Here is a 19,201-nt window from a genome sequence, read left to right as displayed (position 1 = left end):
CACATCTAAATTCAGTAGAGGAAATTATTTAAGATTTGTCCAGCGTGAAAAAATAAGAAAGAAAACACACAGTAGATCTTTTAAATAAATTGCTCAACAAAATAAATCAATAAACCAACGAATCCGCCAACTACAGTTCCATTGATTCGTATGAATTGTAAATCTTTACCAACTTCCAACTCTAATTTATCAGCTATTTCTTTTTTATCCCAACTCTGAACAGAGGTTGCAATTAAGTCTCCAATCGATTTTTTATTTCGAAGTAAAACACCTAACAAATCAACCTTTATAAATGTATTGATTTTCGTTGTCATTATAGTATCATTTTGAATTGTGTCACCAAAGTTCATAATCATACTTGTTAAATTTGATTTGATTTTAGAATCGGAACCTTTATCCAGATCAGTCGTAACATTATCTTTTATTTCCTGCCAAATCGATCCAATATAATTTTGAACTTCTTCTTTTTGTGTAAACTCAGTTATCAGAGTGCTGATTTTCTGCTGCATTTCTGGTGAGTGTTTTAAATCTTCTATAAAATTTAAAATGTATAAATTTATTTTTTGGCGGATGGAACTATCGTGCTCCTTTGCCATTTCTAAAAATTCATAAAGTCCATTAAAAACTCCATCAGCAATTTTTTTATCAGCAACACCTAATGTGTACCACGGTGTCGCAGTTTTAACTTTTTCATTGATATCTAACCTATTTGCCTCCAGCTCCGTCGCTAAAACAGTTAAAACCTCAGTAATTAATTCTGATTGTTTTTCACTTTTAGATAAAGATTCTAAAGCAACTGCAACCCATTGACCAAAATTCAATTCTTGCATTTTACTTTCAAATTGTCGTTGTATAAAATTCTTTACATCGGCATCATCGATCGTTTTTAGAATTCCTGGAATAACGTTTTCAACAACTAAATCAGAAATTGTAGCCGCATTTTTATCCTCTTTGATCCAATTTGTTGCTTTGGTAGCAAAATCAAATTCGTCTAATTTAATTTCTAACTTTTCCTTTATTAAAAATTCATCGGATACAAAACTTCCTAAATTTTGTCCAATACTATCTTTATTGTTTGGAATCAGAGCGGTATGCGGAATCGGAATTCCTAGTGGATGCTTGAATAAAGCTACTACTGCAAACCAATCGGCAATACCACCAACCATAGCAGCCTCACTAATTGCTTTAAGCCAACCTATCTTATAATGATGCGCTACAAAAAAGCAAACAACGGCCAACCCTAATACACTAAGGGCGATGCTTTTCATTCTATTTAAATTCTTTTTTTTAGTTTCAGTACTATCCATTAGGTGTATTTCTGTTTTTAGATGGCACTAATTTAGTGATTTGTTTTTATAACGATTAATTCATTTTGTTACTTTTTCTCGAAAAGGTCTAAGAAACGCTTGCGTTTTATAATTAACCAAACTCACATAAATAATTATAAAATCGTACTTTTGCCAACTGAAAAACAAGAATTATGATTATTGTAAAATCTCGTGAAGAAATAGAATTAATGCGCGAAAGTGCGTTAATCGTATCAAAAACTTTAGGAATGGTCGCTTCTGAAATTAAAGAAGGAGTTACTACTTTATATTTAGACAAACTAGCAGAAGAATTTATTCGTGATCACGGAGCTGTTCCAAGTTTTCTTGGTTTATATGATTTTCCAAACTCACTTTGTATGAGTCCGAACTCACAAGTAGTGCACGGAATTCCTAATAACAAGCCATTGGAAAGCGGTGATGTTATTTCTGTGGATTGTGGCGCTTACAAAAACGGATATCATGGTGATCATGCGTATTCATTTGAAATTGGTGAAGTCGCTCCAGAAACCAGAAAATTACTTCAGATAACCAAAGAATCTTTATATGTTGGAATCCGAGAATTAAGACTTGGAAATCGCGTGGAGGATGTTGGTAATGCAATTCAGAAATACACAGAAGCTCATGGTTATGGTGTTGTACGTGAATTAGTAGGACACGGTGTTGGCCAAAAAATGCACGAAGATCCTGAAATGCCAAATTATGGTAGAAAAGGAAGAGGAAAACTGTTTGTTGAAGGAATGGTGGTTGCTATCGAACCGATGATCAACCTTGGGACAAGAAACATCAAACAACATAAAGACGGCTGGACAATCACCACAGCTGATGGAAAACCAAGTGCGCACTTTGAACATGACGTTGCTATTATTGATGGAAAACCAGAAATTTTATCCACTTTTGCTTATATCTATAAAGCTCTAGGAATCGTCAGTAATGAGGAAGATGAGTTTAGAAAAGTGCCTTTAGTAATTTAATTACAGACACGAATTTCACAAATTAGCACAAATTAATAAGTATATAAATTTCACAAAAAAAATTTAAGTATGAGTGATATTTACTTAAAAGAACAATCCTATAAAATTATTGGTATTTGCATGGAAGTTCACAATATTTTAGGCCGCGGTCATAGTGAAGTCGTTTATAAAGATGCGCTAGAATATGAATTAAGAGTAAATGGAATTCCATTTGAAAGAGAAAAAATATACGAAATCTTATATAAAGAAATTATTTTACCTAGAAAGTACGTGGCCGATTTTGTTGTTTACGATGAAATAATTTTTGAAGTAAAAGCAATTTCACAACTAACTAATAGTGACACGAAACAAACATTAAATTATTTGGCATCGTCTAAAAACAAGTTGGGACTTTTAGTGAATTTTGGAGAATACAGCTTAAAATATAAAAGAATTATTTTATAATTTAAATTCGTGAAATACATTTCAAAATTTATAATTTGTGCTAATCTTTGTAATTCGTGTTTAAACTTTACCCTATGAAATCTGTTTTTAAATTAATCCTCAACACAATACCTCGACCATTACTTATTCGTTTAAGCTATGTGGCGAGACCAATAATCGCTTTTTCTTTAAAAGGAGATAAATACACTGACCCTATTGATGGGAAAAGTTTCAAGTCAATGCTACCTTACGGATACGAAACGCAGCGAAATAACGTACTGTCTCCAAGTACACTTTCTTTAGAGCGACACCGTTTATTATGGTTGTATTTAAATGAGCAAACTGATTTTTTTACTTCTAAAGAGAAAAAGAAAGTTTTACATTTTGCACCAGAACAAGCATTCTATAAATTATTTAGAAACCAGAAGAACATAGATTATACAACCACTGATTTATTTTCGCCTTTAGCGGATGTAAAAGCAGATATATGTAATTTACCTTTTGAGGACAATCAATATGATGTTATACTTTGCAATCACGTTTTAGAACATATTCCAGATGATACTAAAGCAATGCAAGAACTGTATCGCGTTTTAAAACCTGGTGGAATGGCAATTTTGCAGATTCCTCAGGATTTATCAAGAGCAGTTACATTTGCTGACGATACTATAACCGACCAAAAAGAGCGTGCTAAAATTTTTGGACAATACGATCATGTTAGAATATACGGTCGTGACTATTTTGACAAGTTAAGGAGCATTGGATTCAAAGTAATTGAAGAAGACTACACTAATAAAATTGCTCCTGAATTAGTAGAAAAATATTGTTTAGCTAAAGGAGAGGTTATTCCCGTTTGTTTTAAATAAGATTCATCAAAACCTGCTAAAATTATTTTTAGCAGGTTTTTTTATGACTTTCCTACAGAAATTTTACTTTTCTTCAGGCATTAAAACACCAATCACTTTATCTTTTGAAAGGAACTTTTTAGCAATATCTTGAATGTCTCTTACTGTGATTTCTTTGACTAAATTTTCGTAATTTAAAATATCTTCAGGATTAGTTTGATTGTTATAAGATGAAATAAAATTTGATAACCAATATCTATTTTTCTTAATATTACTTCTGTAGTCTGATAATTCACCCTCTTTAAATTTAGCAAGATCTTTTTCAGTAGGTCCATTTTCAATAATGTTCTGAACTTCTTTTAATGCGGATGCTATTAATTTTTCGGTATTCTCTGGACCACACGGAAAACCGATCGTAAAATTAAAAGATTCATTAGGAACCTTTGTCAAATTACCTCGTGCTGAAATGCCGTAAACGCCACTTTCATTTTCACGCAACTGTTCTATTAGTTTAATCGTCAAAACCTCAGCAAGCGCTTCAATGGTCAAGGCATCCTTATCTGAATATTCAGTATCACCGTAATACATAATGAGCACATTACTTTTAGGATCAGTTCCTTTATTCACAACCTTTTTAAAGTCTCCTTTAATCATTCGATATCCCAAATCCACTGCGTTTTCTCTTTTCTGAGAAGCCGGAAGAGAAGCTAAATACTTTAAGGAGAATTCTTCAATCGTTTTATCATCAATATTTCCCACAAAGTAAAACTCAAAATCAGCCGCGTTTGCGAATCGCTCCTTGTATTTAGTGTATGCTAATTTATAGTCCATTTCTAACCATGTTTCAGCTGAAGGAATAACGCCATTAAATCGGGGATTTTGCTTATTTAAGAAAGTGTAAAATTCTTGTTGGAAATAAAAGTTAGGTTGGGAAGCAAGATTCGAAAAAATTGCGGATTGCTTTTGTTTAAAACCTTCAAACGCAGACTCATCAAAATTCAAATCAGTAAAAAAAGCATGTGTCATTTGGAATAGATATTCTAAATCTTTAGGTGTGGCAATTCCTTTCAATTCTTCATTAAAAATCCCAATGTAAGGTTGAACGCTTGCCAGTTTTCCAGCCATAAACTTATTAATATCATTCAGTTTTAATCCTGAAAAACCAGCTTCCGTAAGCGCTGCGTTGGCAAACTGAACTTTTTTCATATCAGCATTGGAATACATATTGCTTCCTCCAAAACTAATTGCTTCAAACAATACCTCATCATTTTTAAAATCTGTATTTTTATAAGTCACTTTTACTCCATTTGATAAAATCAACGTTTTTGTTTGAATTTTAGAATTACTTTCCCTTCTTACAATTACTCCTGGCACAATATGATTTCGAATTAAACTCTTCGCAATTACTACGTCTTGGTATGGCTCAAGCTCTTTTATGTCAATTTTTAAAGCTTCTAAAACCTCTTTTTCTGTTATATTTTTTACACCATCTTTTTCTGGACCAGTCAAAATGACGACACGGTTATCTTCTTTTAAATAATCGTTTATTAAAATATTCACATCCGTCGATGTGATCAGAGTTAAAATTTGTTTCATTTTTTCATAAGTCCATTCAACTCCCGGCGCGGGTTTACCTTCTAAAAAATTAGCTTGGTATTCTGTAGCAAAATTTTCTGAATTCAACTTATCTCGATCGTTATAGGCTTGTTCAATGGAAGAACTAAATTCATTTTTGGCTCGCTCTAATTCTCCAGCTGTAAAACCAAATTTTCGCACTCTTTCATTCTCCACAACTAGGGAACGAAGAGTGGCTAAATGCTGATTTTCTTTCGAAGTCGCCGCAGATTGATATCCTTTTTTGTTTCTAGCAAAAGTATCTCCGTAAGAAGAATATCCCGAAATAAAAGGCGCAGCAGCAGAATTAGTCAGTTCGTCTAATCGATTATTTAAAATTGTAGAAAACAATCCTTGCTCAATATAATTTTTAAAATCTCCAATGTTTACAATTGCTTTTGGCGCAGAGTAGTCTTTATAAAGCAGTAAAACTTGAGAAGCTGAAGCTTCATTATCACTTTCTATAGCTACAAATGTTTCATTGTGATTAGGAACTTCAAAAACCTTTCTCCTTTTTGCATTTGATGGGTTTTTATATTGTGAAAAATGAGAAATAATTTTATTTTCCATTTCCAGCACATCGATATCACCCACAACAATTACACTCATTAAGTTGGGACGATACCAATGTTTATAAAAATCAATTAAAGATTTATGTTGAAAATTTTCTAATATTTCTTTTTTTCCGATAGGCAATCGTTCTGCATATTTAGAATTATACATCATCTTTAAAAGATAGCGAGACTCCATTCTTTTCTCCGCTCCTAAACCCAACCGATATTCCTCTAAAACAACACCTCTTTCTTTATCAATTTCTTCTGCAGTTAGAACAGTATTAAAGGCCCAATCTTCAAGGATTTGAAATCCCTTTTCTAACTTTTCTGGACTATCGGAAGGTATTGGTAAAAAATAAACAGTTTCATCAAAACTCGTGTATGCGTTTAAATGTCGGCCAAATTTCACTCCAATACTCTGTAAATAATCTACCAACTGATTCTTAGGAAAATTCTTTGTTCCATTGAAGCACATATGTTCAATAAAATGCGCTAATCCCTGCTGGTCAACATTTTCTAAGATCGAACCTGCATTTACTACTAATCGCAGATCTACTTTATTTTCGGGCTTGGCATTTTTCTTGATATAATAGGTCAAACCGTTTTCAAGCTTTCCCATTTTTACTGTAGGATCTAATGGAATCAGTTCTGAGTAATCTATTTTCTGAGCAAAACAAGCGAGCGGAAATATTAAAAGAGCAAAGAATGAGCGTATCAATAGTTTCATAAGAGTAATTTATTTGAGCAAAAATCTGATGCCAAGAAACAAGTAGCAACAATATTACGTTATAATGAATGAGTATTACATCAAGAAAATTAGAATTTTATCGAAATTAAATTAATAAGTAATAAATCGAAGCATTCCTTATATTTACCAAATAATAAGCACGAAAAAATGACAAAAATATTTTATAAAATAACGCTTCTTTTATTCTTTGTTAGCAGTTTTACTTTTGCGCAAGCGGAGAAAGAAATAACTCCACCCTATAATATTAAGACCGTATCATTTATACAAAATGAGCAAAATATAGTTCCTATTATAAATTTAGGTGAAGGATTCCAACTTCAATTTGATGATTTATTTGGCAACGAAGCTAATTATTATTACGAAATTATTCATTGTGATTATAATTGGGTTCCTTCAGGATTACCAAAAAACGAATATTTAGAAGGTTTTGACAATCAGCGTATTCAAAACTATAGTAACTCATTCAACACATTACAGATATACTCTCACTACAAATTAGCAATTCCAAATCAGTTTACCCTACAATTAAAGATTAGCGGTAATTATATGATTAAGATTTTAGACGAAAATAAAGAAATTGTTTTCTCAAGAAAATTAATTTTAGTTGAAGATTTAGTCACAGTTCCTGCTCAAGTTAAAAGAGCTAGAACTGCAAACAGCATGGATACTAAACAGAATTTAGAATTTACAATTAGATCTAAAACTATAAATTTTCAAAATCCATTAAAGAATGTAAAAGTTGTTTTACTGCAAAATGGACAGTTTAACTCTTCTATTCAAAATGTCGCTCCTCAGTATACAATTGGTAACGAACTCATTTATAAGTACGACACACCAACTCAGTTTTGGGCTGGAAATGAGTTTTTATATTTCGAAAATAAAGATATTAGATCAGCCGCAAACAATGTAGCAAAAATTGATTCTGACACAGCTATTTATGGTTCGCGATTATACACAAGCGCAGCTAGGACAAACTTTCCTTATTCATTTTCGCAAGATATCAATGGAAATTTTGTTGTTAAAAATATTAATGCCTTTAACAGCGAAATCGAATCAGATTATGCTTGGGTTTATTTTAGCTTATCGGCTCCAACTTTTTCATTGAATAAAGACATTTACGTAACTGGTATGTTCAACAATTATAGTTTGACAGATGAATATAAAATGGAATACAATGCTAAAAAAGCAACATACGAAAAGGCAATTCTTATCAAACAGGGATTTACTAATTTTCAATATACAGTTGCTGATAATAAAGGCGTAATTGATGTTGAAAATTCAATCGATGGTAATTTTTACCAAACAGAAAATGAGTACACTATTTTAGTCTATTATCGAGAAGGTATTGATCGTTATGACAGAGTTGTTGGGAAAGGAATGGCAAATTCTATAAACAGCACCAACTAAAAATTCTTTTTTGAAAACTGACTTATCGACATCAATTTTTTGTAAATTTGACATTAATAAACCCAAATTCATTCAATCATTATGGTTTCTCAAATAACAAGAGGCATTAAAATATCAGTATTGACTAGTTTTGAAGGAACATACTTTAAAAACTACAAGATTCATTTTGCTTTTAGTTATCAAATAACAATTGAAAACCACAGCAAAGATTCGGTGCAGTTAATATCACGTCATTGGGAAATATTTGATTCTTTGAATGACATTCAAGTTGTAGATGGCGAAGGCATTATTGGAAAAAAGCCGGTTTTGAAACCTGGTGAATTACATACCTATAGTTCTGGTTGCTTATTATCATCTCCATATGGAGCCATGAAAGGACATTTCAATATGATTAATTTCACATCAACTAGAAACTTTAAAGTAATAGTACCAGCTTTTAGGTTGAGCGCGCCATTTGCACTAAACTAGATTTTAGTAATTTTTTAAGAAGCTAATCCTGCTCTACATTTCAAGTTTTTATATTCTCTTTTATTTTTTTCTAAGTAAATTAAGGAGCTTCTAAAGTCGCTCTTATTTACAAGAAAAAATATAACGATGCTACAAAAAGCTTTCCACTACGATCAGGGCTAAAACACGACTATCGATAAATATTGTGTTTACTTTAGCACTAAAAACATCATTTCTTTAAAGAATCCTTTGTACTTTTGTGTTTTAGATAAAAACACACAACGCATTATTCTAATTTTATAATTTTACAACTATGTTAAAAGGATTTTTTCATGTACCAAAAGCGGTAAACGAGCCTGTAAAAAGCTACGCACCTAACTCGCCAGAAAGAGCAGCTGTACTTGCAGCTTACAAAGAAATGTGGAACGCTAAAATTGACGTACCTCTTTACATTGGAAGCGAAGAAATTAGAACTGGAAATACTAAAACAATGTCAGCACCTCATGATCACCAGCATATTGTTGGTACCTATCATTTAGCTGAAAAATCACATATAGAAGGAGCTATTAAAACAGCTCTTACCTCTAGAACTGCATGGGCAAATATGGCATGGGAACAACGTGCTGGTATTTTCTTAAAAGCAGCTGAATTAATCGCAGGTCCATACAGAGCTAAAATTAATGCAGTAACTATGATTGCGCAATCTAAGTCTATTTATCAGGCTGAAATTGATGCATCTTGCGAATTAATAGATTTTCTACGTTTCAATGTAGAATATATGACTCAAATTTATAGCGAACAGCCTAAGTCTAATTCAGACATGTGGAATCGTGTTGAATACAGACCTCTCGAAGGTTTTGTTTACGCAATTACACCTTTTAACTTTACAGCTATTGCTGGAAACTTACCAGCAAGTGCCGCTTTAATGGGGAATGTGGTAGTGTGGAAACCAGCAGCAACTCAAGTATACTCTGCTAACTTATTAATGCAAATTTTCAAAGAAGCAGGATTACCTGATGGTGTAATTAATATGGTAATGGGTGACTCAGCGATGGTAACTGAAACGTTATTAGCAAGTCCTGATTTTGCAGGAGTTCACTTTACAGGTTCAACAGGGGTTTTCAATGATATTTGGGCAAAAATTGGAACGAACATCAGTAAATACAAAACATATCCAAGAATTGTAGGAGAAACTGGTGGAAAAGATTTTATTATCGCACATCCATCTGCAAACTCTAAACAAGTTTCAACTGGAATTGCTCGTGGGGCATTTGAGTACCAAGGTCAAAAATGTAGTGCAGCTTCTCGTGTATATGTTCCGCAAAGTTTGTGGCCAGCGATTAAAAGCGAATTAGAAGCTGATTTGAAATCAATGAAAATGGGTTCTCCAGAAGATATGAGCAACTTTATTACTGCTGTTATCTCTGAAGCTTCATTTGACAAATTAGCTAAATTTATTGATCAAGCTAAAAAAGATACTGATGCTGAAGTAATCATTGGTGGAAACTATGATAAATCAAAAGGCTATTTCATCGAGCCAACAGTTATCTTAACAACAAACCCTAAATACACTACAATGGAAACTGAATTATTTGGACCTGTAGTTACTATTTACGTGTATGAAGATGCAAAATGGGCAGAAACTTTAAAATTAGTTGATACTACTTCTGAGTATGCTTTAACTGGTGCTGTTTTCAGTCAAGACCGTTACGCAATTGAAGAAGCTACAGTAGCGTTACAAAATGCTGCAGGTAACTTCTACATCAATGATAAACCAACTGGAGCTGTCGTAGGAATGCAACCTTTTGGTGGAGCAAGAGGATCAGGAACAAATGATAAAGCAGGTTCTATGCAAAATTTATTGCGTTGGACTTCAGCAAGAACTATAAAAGAAACATTTGTAACTCCAACAGATTACAGATACCCGTTTTTAGGAGAATAGTCATTGCGAGGAACGAAGCAATCACACTATAATTATCAAACCCCACAAGATTCAAAATAATTTGAATCTCGTGGGGTTTATTTTTTGTCATTGCGAGGAACGAAGCAATCCTATAAATTGCTCATGTAATACGATTGCTTTGCCAAGCTTCTCTTAATTTTACGACTTATTAAACCACAAACTTCAATGGTAAATGCACCACTTTCTTAGTTTCGAAAAATTCATCCTCAAAGAAATCAGCAAGATTGTACTCTGTTGCTTTCGGGAAGTCTTTCAATTCTTCCGTTAAATCACCACCTTTCAAATACAGAATCCCATTTTTCAATTCGTGCTTATTGTTCTTTTTGATTTTGGTTTTAACCCAAGATACAAAATCAGGCATATTTGTGACTGCACGACTTACAATAAAATCAAAATCACCTTTTACATTCTCAGCACGAAGTTGTTCAGCCTTGACATTTTTTAAATCTAAAGCATCTACAACACCCTGAACCACTTTTATCTTTTTTGCAATAATATCAATCAAATGAAAACGAGTTTCTGGAAAAAGAATAGCTAATGGAATTCCTGGAAAACCTCCACCTGTACCTACGTCGAGTACATAAGTTCCTGGCTCAAATTTTATAATTTTAGCAATTCCTAACGAATGTAAAATATGTTTTGTGTACAATGCATCAATATCTTTTCTTGAAATAACATTGATTTTTTCATTCCAATCGTGGTACAAAAAATCTAGTTTTTCAAACTGTTCTTTCTGAATATCTGTTAAATTAGGAAAATACTTAAGAATCTCATCCATCTTTTATTTTTTTAACAAAAGTAACACTTTAGAGTCGAAATATTTATCTCAATTTTGCATATCCAAAAATTTATAATAATTATCTTTGAAACTTATTAAACACTTATGAATAATAACGCCCCAACATTTGCAAAGCAAGATAATCTGAAATTCTTCAGAACTCTTAACTCTCGGGTTAACAATTACTTTAAAGAAAACAAAATCCAAAAAACTGGAAATTGGAAATTATATTTGAAAACTATAATTCTTTTTACCGTTTTTCTAGCGCCATACTTTTTAATCTTAACATTAGGTATGCCGTTTTGGGCACATTTACTGCTTACGATTGTAATGGGAATTGGAATGGCAGGAGTTGGAATGAACGTAATGCATGACGGAAATCACGGTTCATATTCGAATAAAAGTTGGGTGAATAAATTCATGGGAGGAACAATTTATGTTCTTGCTGGAAATGTGCATAATTGGCAAGTTCAGCATAATGTATTACACCATACTTATACTAATATTCCTGGACATGATGAAGACTTAGATGCAGGTCGCGTAATACGTTTTACAAAAGATGCTAAATGGTATAATTTTCACCGTTTCCAACAATATTATTCTGTATTTCTTTACGGTTTGCTTACGTTTAACTGGGCGATCACAACTGACTTTAAGCAAATGCGTAATTATCTAAAAAGAAAATTATCGTACGGAGAACCTAAAAGCCCAAAAGTACTTTGGACTACTCTAATCATTACTAAAGTAATTTATGTTTCTATCTGGATTGTACTACCTATCGTAATTGGAATTGCGTGGTGGAAAGTTCTTATTGGATTTTTTGTTATGCATTATACAGCTGGATTAATTCTAAGTGTAGTTTTCCAGTTAGCGCACGTTGTGGAAGAGACTACAAATCCATCTCCAAATGAATTAGGAGAAATGGACAATACGTGGGCAATTCACCAACTGTTCACAACAACTAATTTTGCTCCAAAAAACAAAATTGTAAACTGGTATACTGGAGGATTAAATCACCAAATAGAACACCATATTTTTCCAAACATCAGTCATATTCATTACGGTAAAATTGCAAAAATTGTAAAGGAAACTGCGCAAGAATGTAATCTTCCGTATTACGAATACAAGACAATGCGTAGTGCGGTGATCGCTCACTTCAAGCATTTAAAAGAATTGGGTATGAAGCCCGCATTGTAATTAATATGCTGCTTCAAATACCAATAAATTTTAAGAAACTAAAAAACAACTAATATTAACCACCCTCGTTTTTTACAGAGAATAAGGGAAATCAACACAATTTTAATGAGCAATCCACTTTCAGACAGGATTAACAACCTGGCTACATCACAAACATTAGCAATGGCAGCATTAGCTAGAGAGCTAAAAGCACAAGGAAAAGATATCATTAGTTTAAGTTTAGGAGAACCAGATTTCAATACTCCTGACTTTATCAAAGAGGCTGCTAAACGCGCCATTAATGAAAATTACAGCACTTACTCTCCAGTAGAAGGATATGTTGAACTGAAAGAAGCAATCTGTAGAAAATTTAAAAGAGATAATAATTTAGAATATAAACCATCGCAAATCGTAGTTTCAACTGGAGCAAAACAGTCTCTATACAACATTGCTCAAGTTATGCTTAATGATGGTGATGAAGTAATTTTACCTGCTCCTTACTGGGTTTCTTATTTTGAAATCGTAAAACTATCAGGTGGAGTTCCGGTAGAAGTTCCAACCTCTGTAGAAACTGATTTCAAAATCACGCCAGAGCAATTAGAAGCAGCAATCACACCAAAAACTAAAATGATCTGGTTCAGTTCTCCTTGTAATCCAAGTGGATCTGTTTACAATAGAGAAGAATTAACAGCATTAGCTAAAGTCTTAGATAAATATCCTCATGTATATGTAGTTGCTGATGAAATCTACGAGCATATTAATTTTTCTGGAACTTTCTGTAGTATCGCGTCAATTCCAGGAATGCTGGAAAGAACAATTACTGTAAATGGAGTTGCAAAGGCATTTGCAATGACAGGATGGAGAATTGGTTACATCGGTGGACCAGAATTCATTGCTAAAGCATGTACAAAAATTCAAGGTCAAGTAACTAGTGGAGCAAACAGTATTGCACAACGCGCAACAATTACTGCTGTAGACGCTGATCCTTCAGTATTAAATGAAATGGTTCAAGCTTTCCATAGTCGTCGTGATTTAGTGGTAGGATTGATTAAAGAAATTCCAGGAATGAAAATCAACGTTCCAGAAGGCGCTTTCTACGTTTTCCCAGACGTTTCTTCTTTCTTTGGAAAAACATTAAAAGGAACATTAATTAAGGACGCAAACGACTTCTCGATGTATCTTTTAGGCGAAGCTAACGTAGCAACGGTTACTGGTGAAGCATTTGGTAACGCAAACTGTATCCGTTTTTCTTACGCAACGAGCGAAGACATCTTAAAAGAAGCTTTACGAAGAATCAAAGAAGCAGTAGCGTAATTCAACTACATTTTCAAAATTTATAAATAGTTTAAGGTTAGAAGGTTTATCGCTTCAAACTTTAAACTATTTTTTTTGGGCGTAACCCTGCTTTCTCTCCCAAACCGTCGGGAAGAGAAAGTAAGGTCGGGTTATCCGCTGCAATCTTTTATATTATTCCGCTTTCGCTCCATAATAAAAAAGGATTTTCACTACTATCCCTTACGCGTAGCTAATATATTGTTCACTTTTCTTTTGAGAACTAAAATTATTATTATACCGACTTTCAATACAATAACATCTAATTTTTAAAGCTCATTAAATCAAGAAAATAAACATGTCTTAGCATACTTATATAAATAATAAAACGATTATTAGTAAGAATATATTGCTATATTTGAATGAATAAACTATTTACTAATTTATTTTTAAAATAATATTTATAACCAAATGCAATATAAAAATATGGAAGCAGAAATTAAATTAAAGTTAGAACAATTACACAGTAGAGTAGATTCATTAAAAGATCAAATAAATACTGAAGAAGCTACTAAAAACGCTTTCGTAATGCCATTTATACAAATTTTAGGTTACGATATTTTTAATCCAACTGAAGTTATTCCAGAATTTATTTGTGATATAGGAACTAAAAAAGGTGAAAAAATAGATTATGTTATTAAAAAAGATGGTGAGCCAATATTAATAATAGAATGCAAAAACTGGAAGGAGAATGTAGACGCACACAATTCACAATTACATAGATATTATCACGTTTCGAAAGCTAGATTCGGTGTTTTGACCAACGGACATATTTATAATTTCTACGCAGATTTGGAAAAACCGAATATAATGGACGAAAAACCATTTTTTACTTTAGACTTATCTAATCTAAAAGATACTAGTTTAAAAATATTAGAAAAATTTACAAAAAACGGATATAATTTAGAGGCAATTTTAGATTCAGCAGAAGGACTAAAGTATATAAAAGCAATAAGAAACGAATTTGAAAGAGAATTAAAAGATCCTTCAGATGAAATGGTTAAGATGTTAGTTAGCAAGTTTTATGAAAAGCCCTTAATAGCTTCTAGAATGACTGCGTTCAAAGAATATACTAAAAAAGCATTTTCAAATTCTATTAATGAGTCTATAAATTTTAGATTGAAAAACGCTTTAGACATTAATGAAACGATTCCTACTAAAGCAAATGAAACGATTTCATCAATAGATGACAATTCTGAAGCGCCAAAATTTGTAACCACGGAAGAAGAGAATGAAGGATCTCAAATAATAAAGGCAATATTGAGGGAGATATTACCAACATCGAGAATAGGTTTTAGAGATACGCAATCCTATTTTGGTATTCTACTAGATGATAATAATCGCAAACCAATCTGTCGTCTTCATTTTAATTCAGCTAATAAATATATTGAGCTTTTCAATAATGGCAAAGATAACGGAGAAAAAAAGTTATTAAATTCTTTAGATGATATTTATAATTACAGAAATGAGCTCTTAAATACTTTGAAAAATTATGAATAAATACCATCATATCTACTCAATACATCGATGATGTTAGTTAATTTAAAAAAAGCAACATAAAATATGTTGCTTTTTTTAAATATAGATCTTGAGGTTATTTAAAAATTTAATACAAATACATACCTACTCCACAATACTATAAATATTTTTTAAAATTGTGTAACACAATTTATTACAAGTTTCTCCAACTTTGTATTATACATTAATTAAAAAATTATATCATGTTAAACACAGATGAAACCACAAAAGAAATAGTTAGTACAGTAGAAGGATTAATTTCAATATTAGAAGATGGAAAATTAGGATACACTAATGCAGCAGAACACGCAGAGGATGGATCAATCAAAAGTGATTTTTTACAATATGCTCGTGAGCGTTCTCTTTTTATAGTTGAATTACAAGACGAAATAAACAGACTTGGAAAATCAACTGATGAATCAGGTGGAGGAGCTTTAGGAGCTTTACACCGTACATGGATTGACATTAAAGCTTCGTTTACAGGTGGAGATACGGAAGCTATTATAAATGCTTGTATTACTGGTGAAGAAGCAGCAATTGAAAAATATGAAGAAGTTTTGAAAAAAGATAATCTTCAACCAGCTCAAACTGCTATGATTTCAAAACAATTGAACAGCATACAAAATACTTTAATGAAAATTAAAGCTAAAAAAATGGCTTAATTCTATTAAGATCATTTTTTGATAAAAACCACTTAGTTCCTCAACTAAGTGGTTTTTATATTTTACACTGTTTCGAAAGTATTGAAGTATATTACAATCTCTATTTTTAAATTGATTAATTCTTAAAAATTACAGTATTCATTAGAAATGCTGAATAATAAATTAGACCTTTGCAGACTTTTTTAGAGTAACTTCTAAAAAACTAAAGTTTTAAAAATTAAAAATTTATCATCAACTAGATGAAAAAGAAAATAGAAATACTTGCTCCTGCAAAAGATTTAATTCACGGAATGGCGGCCATAAATAGTGGTGCCGATGCAGTGTATATTGGAGCACCACAATTTGGAGCTCGCTCTAATGCAACAAACTCTATCGAAGATGTAGCTGCGTTAGTAAAATACGCCCATTTATTTCATGCTCAAGTTTTTGTTGTGATTAATACTATTTTGTATGACAATGAGCTTGAAACGTGTCGTCAGATGATTTGGAAATTATACGATATCAAAGTTGACGCACTTATCGTTCAAGATATGGCGATAATGGAAATGGACTTACCTCCTATCGTTCTTCACGCAAGTACACAAGCAAATAATCGCGATGCTGACAAAATTAAATTTTTGAAAGATGCAGGAATGAAACGTGTCGTTTTGGCTCGTGAATTAAACCTTGACCAAATCAAAACAATTAGCGCAGCTTCAGATGTTGAATTAGAGTTTTTTGTAACTGGTGCTTTATGTGTTTCTTTCAGCGGAAATTGCTATATGAGTGTAGCAAACGGAGAGCGTAGCGCTAATCGTGGTTCATGTGCTCAAAACTGCCGCTTACCGTACAATTTAATTGATGGTCACGGAGAAACTTTAATCAAAAACAGTCACTTACTTTCGATAAAGGATTTTGATGTTTCAGAACAGATTCCAAATCTAATTGAAGCGGGAGTTTGCTCTTTCAAAATTGAAGGAAGATTAAAAGACATCGTTTATGTAAAAAATAATGTTTCTTATTTGAGACAAAAATTAGATGCTTTCTTAGAACAAAACGAGAGTTATGCAAAAGCTTCTTCTGGAAAATGCACTTTCACTTTCGATTCTGCTTTAAATAAAAGTTTTAATCGAGGTTACACTGACTATTTTGTAAACGGAAGAGACCAGTCAATAGGTTCTTGGGAAAGTCCAAAATCAAAAGGACAATACATTGGTAAATTACTCAAAACAATTGGTAACGCTTACCAAATTGAAAACGGCGAATTACTGAATAATGGCGATGGTCTTTGCTACATAAATGAAAGCAATGAAGCGGATGGTATTTATGTAAACAAAGTCGAAAATGGTCTAGCATATCCCAATGTTTTAAAGGAATTAAAAGAAGGAACTTTTATTTACCGTAACAATGACGCTGCTTTCATCAAAATCGTGGAGCGCGAAGATAGTGCTGTTCGAAAAATAAGCACGAGTTTGTTATTGACAGAAAATGAAAATGGTTTCGAATTAATCGCCACTGATGAAGACGGTTATGTGAGTACAGTGAATTTGGTACACGCCAAAGAACAAACTAAAAACAATGAATCTATTGCCGATAATATAAAAACTCAGTTAGCTAAAACTGGTTTCACACCTTATGTTGCTGAAGACATAAATGTTATGTTCTCAGAAAACTGGTTTCTACCTATTTCAAAAATAAATGAAATGAGAAGAACTGTTTTCGAGCAGTTATCAGAAATTCGGATGGCTGGTTATAAAGTTGAGGAACACCAAATGGTTAAAACGTCTCATCCTTATCCAGAAGCTAAGTTAGATTTCATGTATAATGTATCTAATAAATTAGCCCGCAAATTTTACGAACGTCATGGCGTTACTGAAATCGAAAAAGCATTTGAATTACAATGGGAACCAGGAAAATCTCGTGTAATGACAACGAAATATTGCATCAAATATGAATTAAAAAAATGTCCTATACATCAAAAAGATATAATGGGCGAAAAATTAAAAGAACCTCTCGTTTTAAAACAAGGCGAACTAGAATACAAATTAAAGTTCAATTGTAAACCTTGTGAAATGGAGATTTGGGAAAAAGATGCCGAATTCGAAATCGAAGAAGATCACTTTCATTAAAATAAATTAACCGATGCTTTAAACCAAAACGCATCGGTTTTTTTTATTAATTTTGCCATACAAATTCTGTCATTGCGAAGAACGAAGCAATCACACTAATTTGCTAAACCTATATTCTTGCTAGTTAGAAAGAACTCATTTATAACAGCATCATAAAATCACACAAATGAAAATACTACTTCTAGGATCAGGCGAATTAGGTAAAGAATTCACCATTGCTGCACAACGCATCGGTCAGACTATAATTGCTGTTGATAGTTATGAAAACGCGCCCGCAATGCAAGTAGCTCACTCATTTGAAGTAATCAATATGCTCGACGGCGACGCTTTAGACCAAATCGTAGCAAAACATCAACCCGATTTTATTGTTCCTGAAATAGAGGCTATTCGTACGGAACAATTTTACAAATATGAGAAACAAGGAATTACTGTAGTTCCCTCGGCGCGAGCTGCGAATTTTACGATGAATAGAAAGGCAATTCGGGATTTAGCTTCTAAAGAATTAGGATTGAAAACGGCCAATTACCGCTACGCTACAACCGCTGCAGAATTGCAAAAAGGTGTCGAAGCAGTAGGAATGCCATGCGTGGTAAAACCTTTAATGAGTTCGTCTGGAAAAGGACAATCAACTATAAAAACTATTGAAGATATTGACAAAGCATGGAAATATGCTGTTGAAGGATCTCGCGGCGATGTGGTTGAAGTAATTGTTGAGGCATTTGTCAAATTTAATTCTGAGATAACTTTGTTGACCGTGGTACAAAATGATAATCCAACTTTATTTTGCGCTCCTATTGGCCATAGACAAGAGCGAGGTGATTATATGGAAAGCTGGCAGCCAGCTAGAATTTCCGACAAGGACTTATATGAAGCTCAAGACATGGCTGAAAAAGTTACCGAAGCTTTAGGTGGTGCAGGACTTTTTGGTGTTGAGTTTTTCTTGACAGATAATGGCGTTTATTTCTCTGAGTTATCTCCACGTCCGCATGATACCGGAATGGTAACTTTGGCGGGAACGCAAAACTTTAATCAATTTGAGTTGCATTTACGTGCTGTTTTGAGTTTACCTATTTTCGAAATTACATTAGAGAAAGCTGGAGCAAGTGCTGTAATTTTAGCATCTGAAAACTCACAAAATCCGACTTATTCAGGAATTGAAAATATAGCATCATTACCCAAAGCTGATTTCAGAATCTTTGGCAAACCTACTTCAAGACCGTTTAGAAGAATGGGTGTTTCTTTAGTCTATGACACTTTAGAAACTCCCATAGAAGAAATTGTTGAAAAAGCTAAAAAAGCAGCTACCTTAGTAAACGTAAAATCGTGA

At 32.7% G+C, this 19,201-nt stretch carries 15 protein-coding genes; 12 read left to right on the top strand and 3 right to left on the bottom strand.

The genetic code is table 11. From position 1 onward, the window contains the following. Window positions 1-80: 80 nt before the first annotated feature. Complete coding sequence (locus BC961_RS01220; protein WP_245980773.1) at window positions 81-1,268, bottom strand: DUF445 domain-containing protein; 1,188 nt, start codon at window positions 1,266-1,268, stop codon at window positions 81-83. A 212-nt stretch (window positions 1,269-1,480) separates the two neighbouring features. Between BC961_RS01220 and map the strand changes: the two genes are divergently transcribed. The 3 genes from map (at window position 1,481) to BC961_RS01205 (ending at window position 3,588) form a co-directional block, all read left to right on the top strand. Beyond that, window positions 1,481-2,299: a type I methionyl aminopeptidase gene (gene map / locus BC961_RS01215; RefSeq protein WP_121924037.1), complete on the top strand. Its 819-nt coding sequence runs from the start codon at window positions 1,481-1,483 to the stop codon at window positions 2,297-2,299. Between the two features lie 69 nt (window positions 2,300-2,368). Then, window positions 2,369-2,743 (top strand): GxxExxY protein, encoded by a 375-nt coding sequence (locus tag BC961_RS01210; protein WP_121924036.1) that lies wholly within the window; start codon window positions 2,369-2,371, stop codon window positions 2,741-2,743. Between the two features lie 74 nt (window positions 2,744-2,817). Beyond that, entirely contained in the window at window positions 2,818-3,588 is a 771-nt protein-coding gene (locus BC961_RS01205) for a class I SAM-dependent methyltransferase (protein WP_121924035.1), read from the top strand. Window positions 3,589-3,651: 63 nt separating this feature from the next. Here BC961_RS01205 and BC961_RS01200 read toward each other — a convergent pair whose 3' ends face one another. Next, entirely contained in the window at window positions 3,652-6,462 is a 2,811-nt protein-coding gene (locus tag BC961_RS01200) for a M16 family metallopeptidase (protein ID WP_121924034.1), read from the bottom strand. A 168-nt stretch (window positions 6,463-6,630) separates the two neighbouring features. Here BC961_RS01200 and BC961_RS01195 point away from each other — a divergent pair, with 168 nt between their 5' ends. From BC961_RS01195 to pruA, 3 genes are all read left to right on the top strand, one after another. After that, window positions 6,631-7,890 carry a type IX secretion system plug protein gene (locus tag BC961_RS01195; RefSeq protein ID WP_121924033.1) on the top strand — a complete coding sequence of 420 codons (1,260 nt, stop codon included), beginning with the start codon at window positions 6,631-6,633 and terminating at the stop codon, window positions 7,888-7,890. A gap of 81 nt (window positions 7,891-7,971) precedes the next feature. Beyond that, window positions 7,972-8,358: a Co2+/Mg2+ efflux protein ApaG gene (gene apaG, locus BC961_RS01190; protein WP_121924032.1), complete on the top strand. Its 387-nt coding sequence runs from the start codon at window positions 7,972-7,974 to the stop codon at window positions 8,356-8,358. 292 nt (window positions 8,359-8,650) lie between these two features. Next, window positions 8,651-10,279 (top strand): L-glutamate gamma-semialdehyde dehydrogenase, encoded by a 1,629-nt coding sequence (pruA, locus tag BC961_RS01185; RefSeq protein ID WP_121924031.1) that lies wholly within the window; start codon window positions 8,651-8,653, stop codon window positions 10,277-10,279. 169 nt (window positions 10,280-10,448) lie between these two features. Here pruA and rsmG read toward each other — a convergent pair whose 3' ends face one another. After that, window positions 10,449-11,078, bottom strand: coding sequence for a 16S rRNA (guanine(527)-N(7))-methyltransferase RsmG (gene rsmG / locus BC961_RS01180; protein WP_121924030.1), 630 nt, complete (start codon window positions 11,076-11,078; stop codon window positions 10,449-10,451). Between the two features lie 105 nt (window positions 11,079-11,183). On the opposite strand from rsmG, the gene BC961_RS01175 reads away from it, so the two are divergent. The 6 genes from BC961_RS01175 (at window position 11,184) to purT (ending at window position 19,201) form a co-directional block, all read left to right on the top strand. Further along, window positions 11,184-12,275 (top strand): fatty acid desaturase family protein, encoded by a 1,092-nt coding sequence (locus BC961_RS01175; RefSeq protein WP_121924029.1) that lies wholly within the window; start codon window positions 11,184-11,186, stop codon window positions 12,273-12,275. A gap of 105 nt (window positions 12,276-12,380) precedes the next feature. After that, window positions 12,381-13,568 carry a pyridoxal phosphate-dependent aminotransferase gene (locus BC961_RS01170; RefSeq protein ID WP_121924028.1) on the top strand — a complete coding sequence of 396 codons (1,188 nt, stop codon included), beginning with the start codon at window positions 12,381-12,383 and terminating at the stop codon, window positions 13,566-13,568. Window positions 13,569-14,012: 444 nt separating this feature from the next. After that, window positions 14,013-15,086 (top strand): type I restriction endonuclease, encoded by a 1,074-nt coding sequence (locus tag BC961_RS01165; protein WP_121924496.1) that lies wholly within the window; start codon window positions 14,013-14,015, stop codon window positions 15,084-15,086. 221 nt (window positions 15,087-15,307) lie between these two features. Continuing rightward, entirely contained in the window at window positions 15,308-15,766 is a 459-nt protein-coding gene (locus tag BC961_RS01160) for a ferritin-like domain-containing protein (protein ID WP_121924027.1), read from the top strand. Between the two features lie 239 nt (window positions 15,767-16,005). Further along, entirely contained in the window at window positions 16,006-17,874 is a 1,869-nt protein-coding gene (locus tag BC961_RS01155; RefSeq protein ID WP_121924026.1) for a peptidase U32 family protein, read from the top strand. 166 nt (window positions 17,875-18,040) lie between these two features. Beyond that, window positions 18,041-19,201 carry a formate-dependent phosphoribosylglycinamide formyltransferase gene (gene purT / locus BC961_RS01150; protein WP_121924025.1) on the top strand — a complete coding sequence of 387 codons (1,161 nt, stop codon included), beginning with the start codon at window positions 18,041-18,043 and terminating at the stop codon, window positions 19,199-19,201.

Source organism: Flavobacterium weaverense, assembly GCF_003688495.1.
Taxonomy (GTDB): Bacteria; Bacteroidota; Bacteroidia; order Flavobacteriales; family Flavobacteriaceae; genus Flavobacterium; species Flavobacterium weaverense.
This window is presented reverse-complemented; position numbering and strand designations above follow the sequence as displayed.

Coding starts and splice junctions, on each gene's coding strand:
- BC961_RS01220 (WP_245980773.1), bottom strand. CDS start 1,268: ATGAAAAGCATCGCCCTTAGTGTATTAGGGTTGGCCGTTGTTTGCTTT.
- map (WP_121924037.1), top strand. CDS start 1,481: ATGATTATTGTAAAATCTCGTGAAGAAATAGAATTAATGCGCGAAAGT.
- BC961_RS01210 (WP_121924036.1), top strand. CDS start 2,369: ATGAGTGATATTTACTTAAAAGAACAATCCTATAAAATTATTGGTATT.
- BC961_RS01205 (WP_121924035.1), top strand. CDS start 2,818: ATGAAATCTGTTTTTAAATTAATCCTCAACACAATACCTCGACCATTA.
- BC961_RS01200 (WP_121924034.1), bottom strand. CDS start 6,462: ATGAAACTATTGATACGCTCATTCTTTGCTCTTTTAATATTTCCGCTC.
- BC961_RS01195 (WP_121924033.1), top strand. CDS start 6,631: ATGACAAAAATATTTTATAAAATAACGCTTCTTTTATTCTTTGTTAGC.
- apaG (WP_121924032.1), top strand. CDS start 7,972: ATGGTTTCTCAAATAACAAGAGGCATTAAAATATCAGTATTGACTAGT.
- pruA (WP_121924031.1), top strand. CDS start 8,651: ATGTTAAAAGGATTTTTTCATGTACCAAAAGCGGTAAACGAGCCTGTA.
- rsmG (WP_121924030.1), bottom strand. CDS start 11,078: ATGGATGAGATTCTTAAGTATTTTCCTAATTTAACAGATATTCAGAAA.
- BC961_RS01175 (WP_121924029.1), top strand. CDS start 11,184: ATGAATAATAACGCCCCAACATTTGCAAAGCAAGATAATCTGAAATTC.
- BC961_RS01170 (WP_121924028.1), top strand. CDS start 12,381: ATGAGCAATCCACTTTCAGACAGGATTAACAACCTGGCTACATCACAA.
- BC961_RS01165 (WP_121924496.1), top strand. CDS start 14,013: ATGGAAGCAGAAATTAAATTAAAGTTAGAACAATTACACAGTAGAGTA.
- BC961_RS01160 (WP_121924027.1), top strand. CDS start 15,308: ATGTTAAACACAGATGAAACCACAAAAGAAATAGTTAGTACAGTAGAA.
- BC961_RS01155 (WP_121924026.1), top strand. CDS start 16,006: ATGAAAAAGAAAATAGAAATACTTGCTCCTGCAAAAGATTTAATTCAC.
- purT (WP_121924025.1), top strand. CDS start 18,041: ATGAAAATACTACTTCTAGGATCAGGCGAATTAGGTAAAGAATTCACC.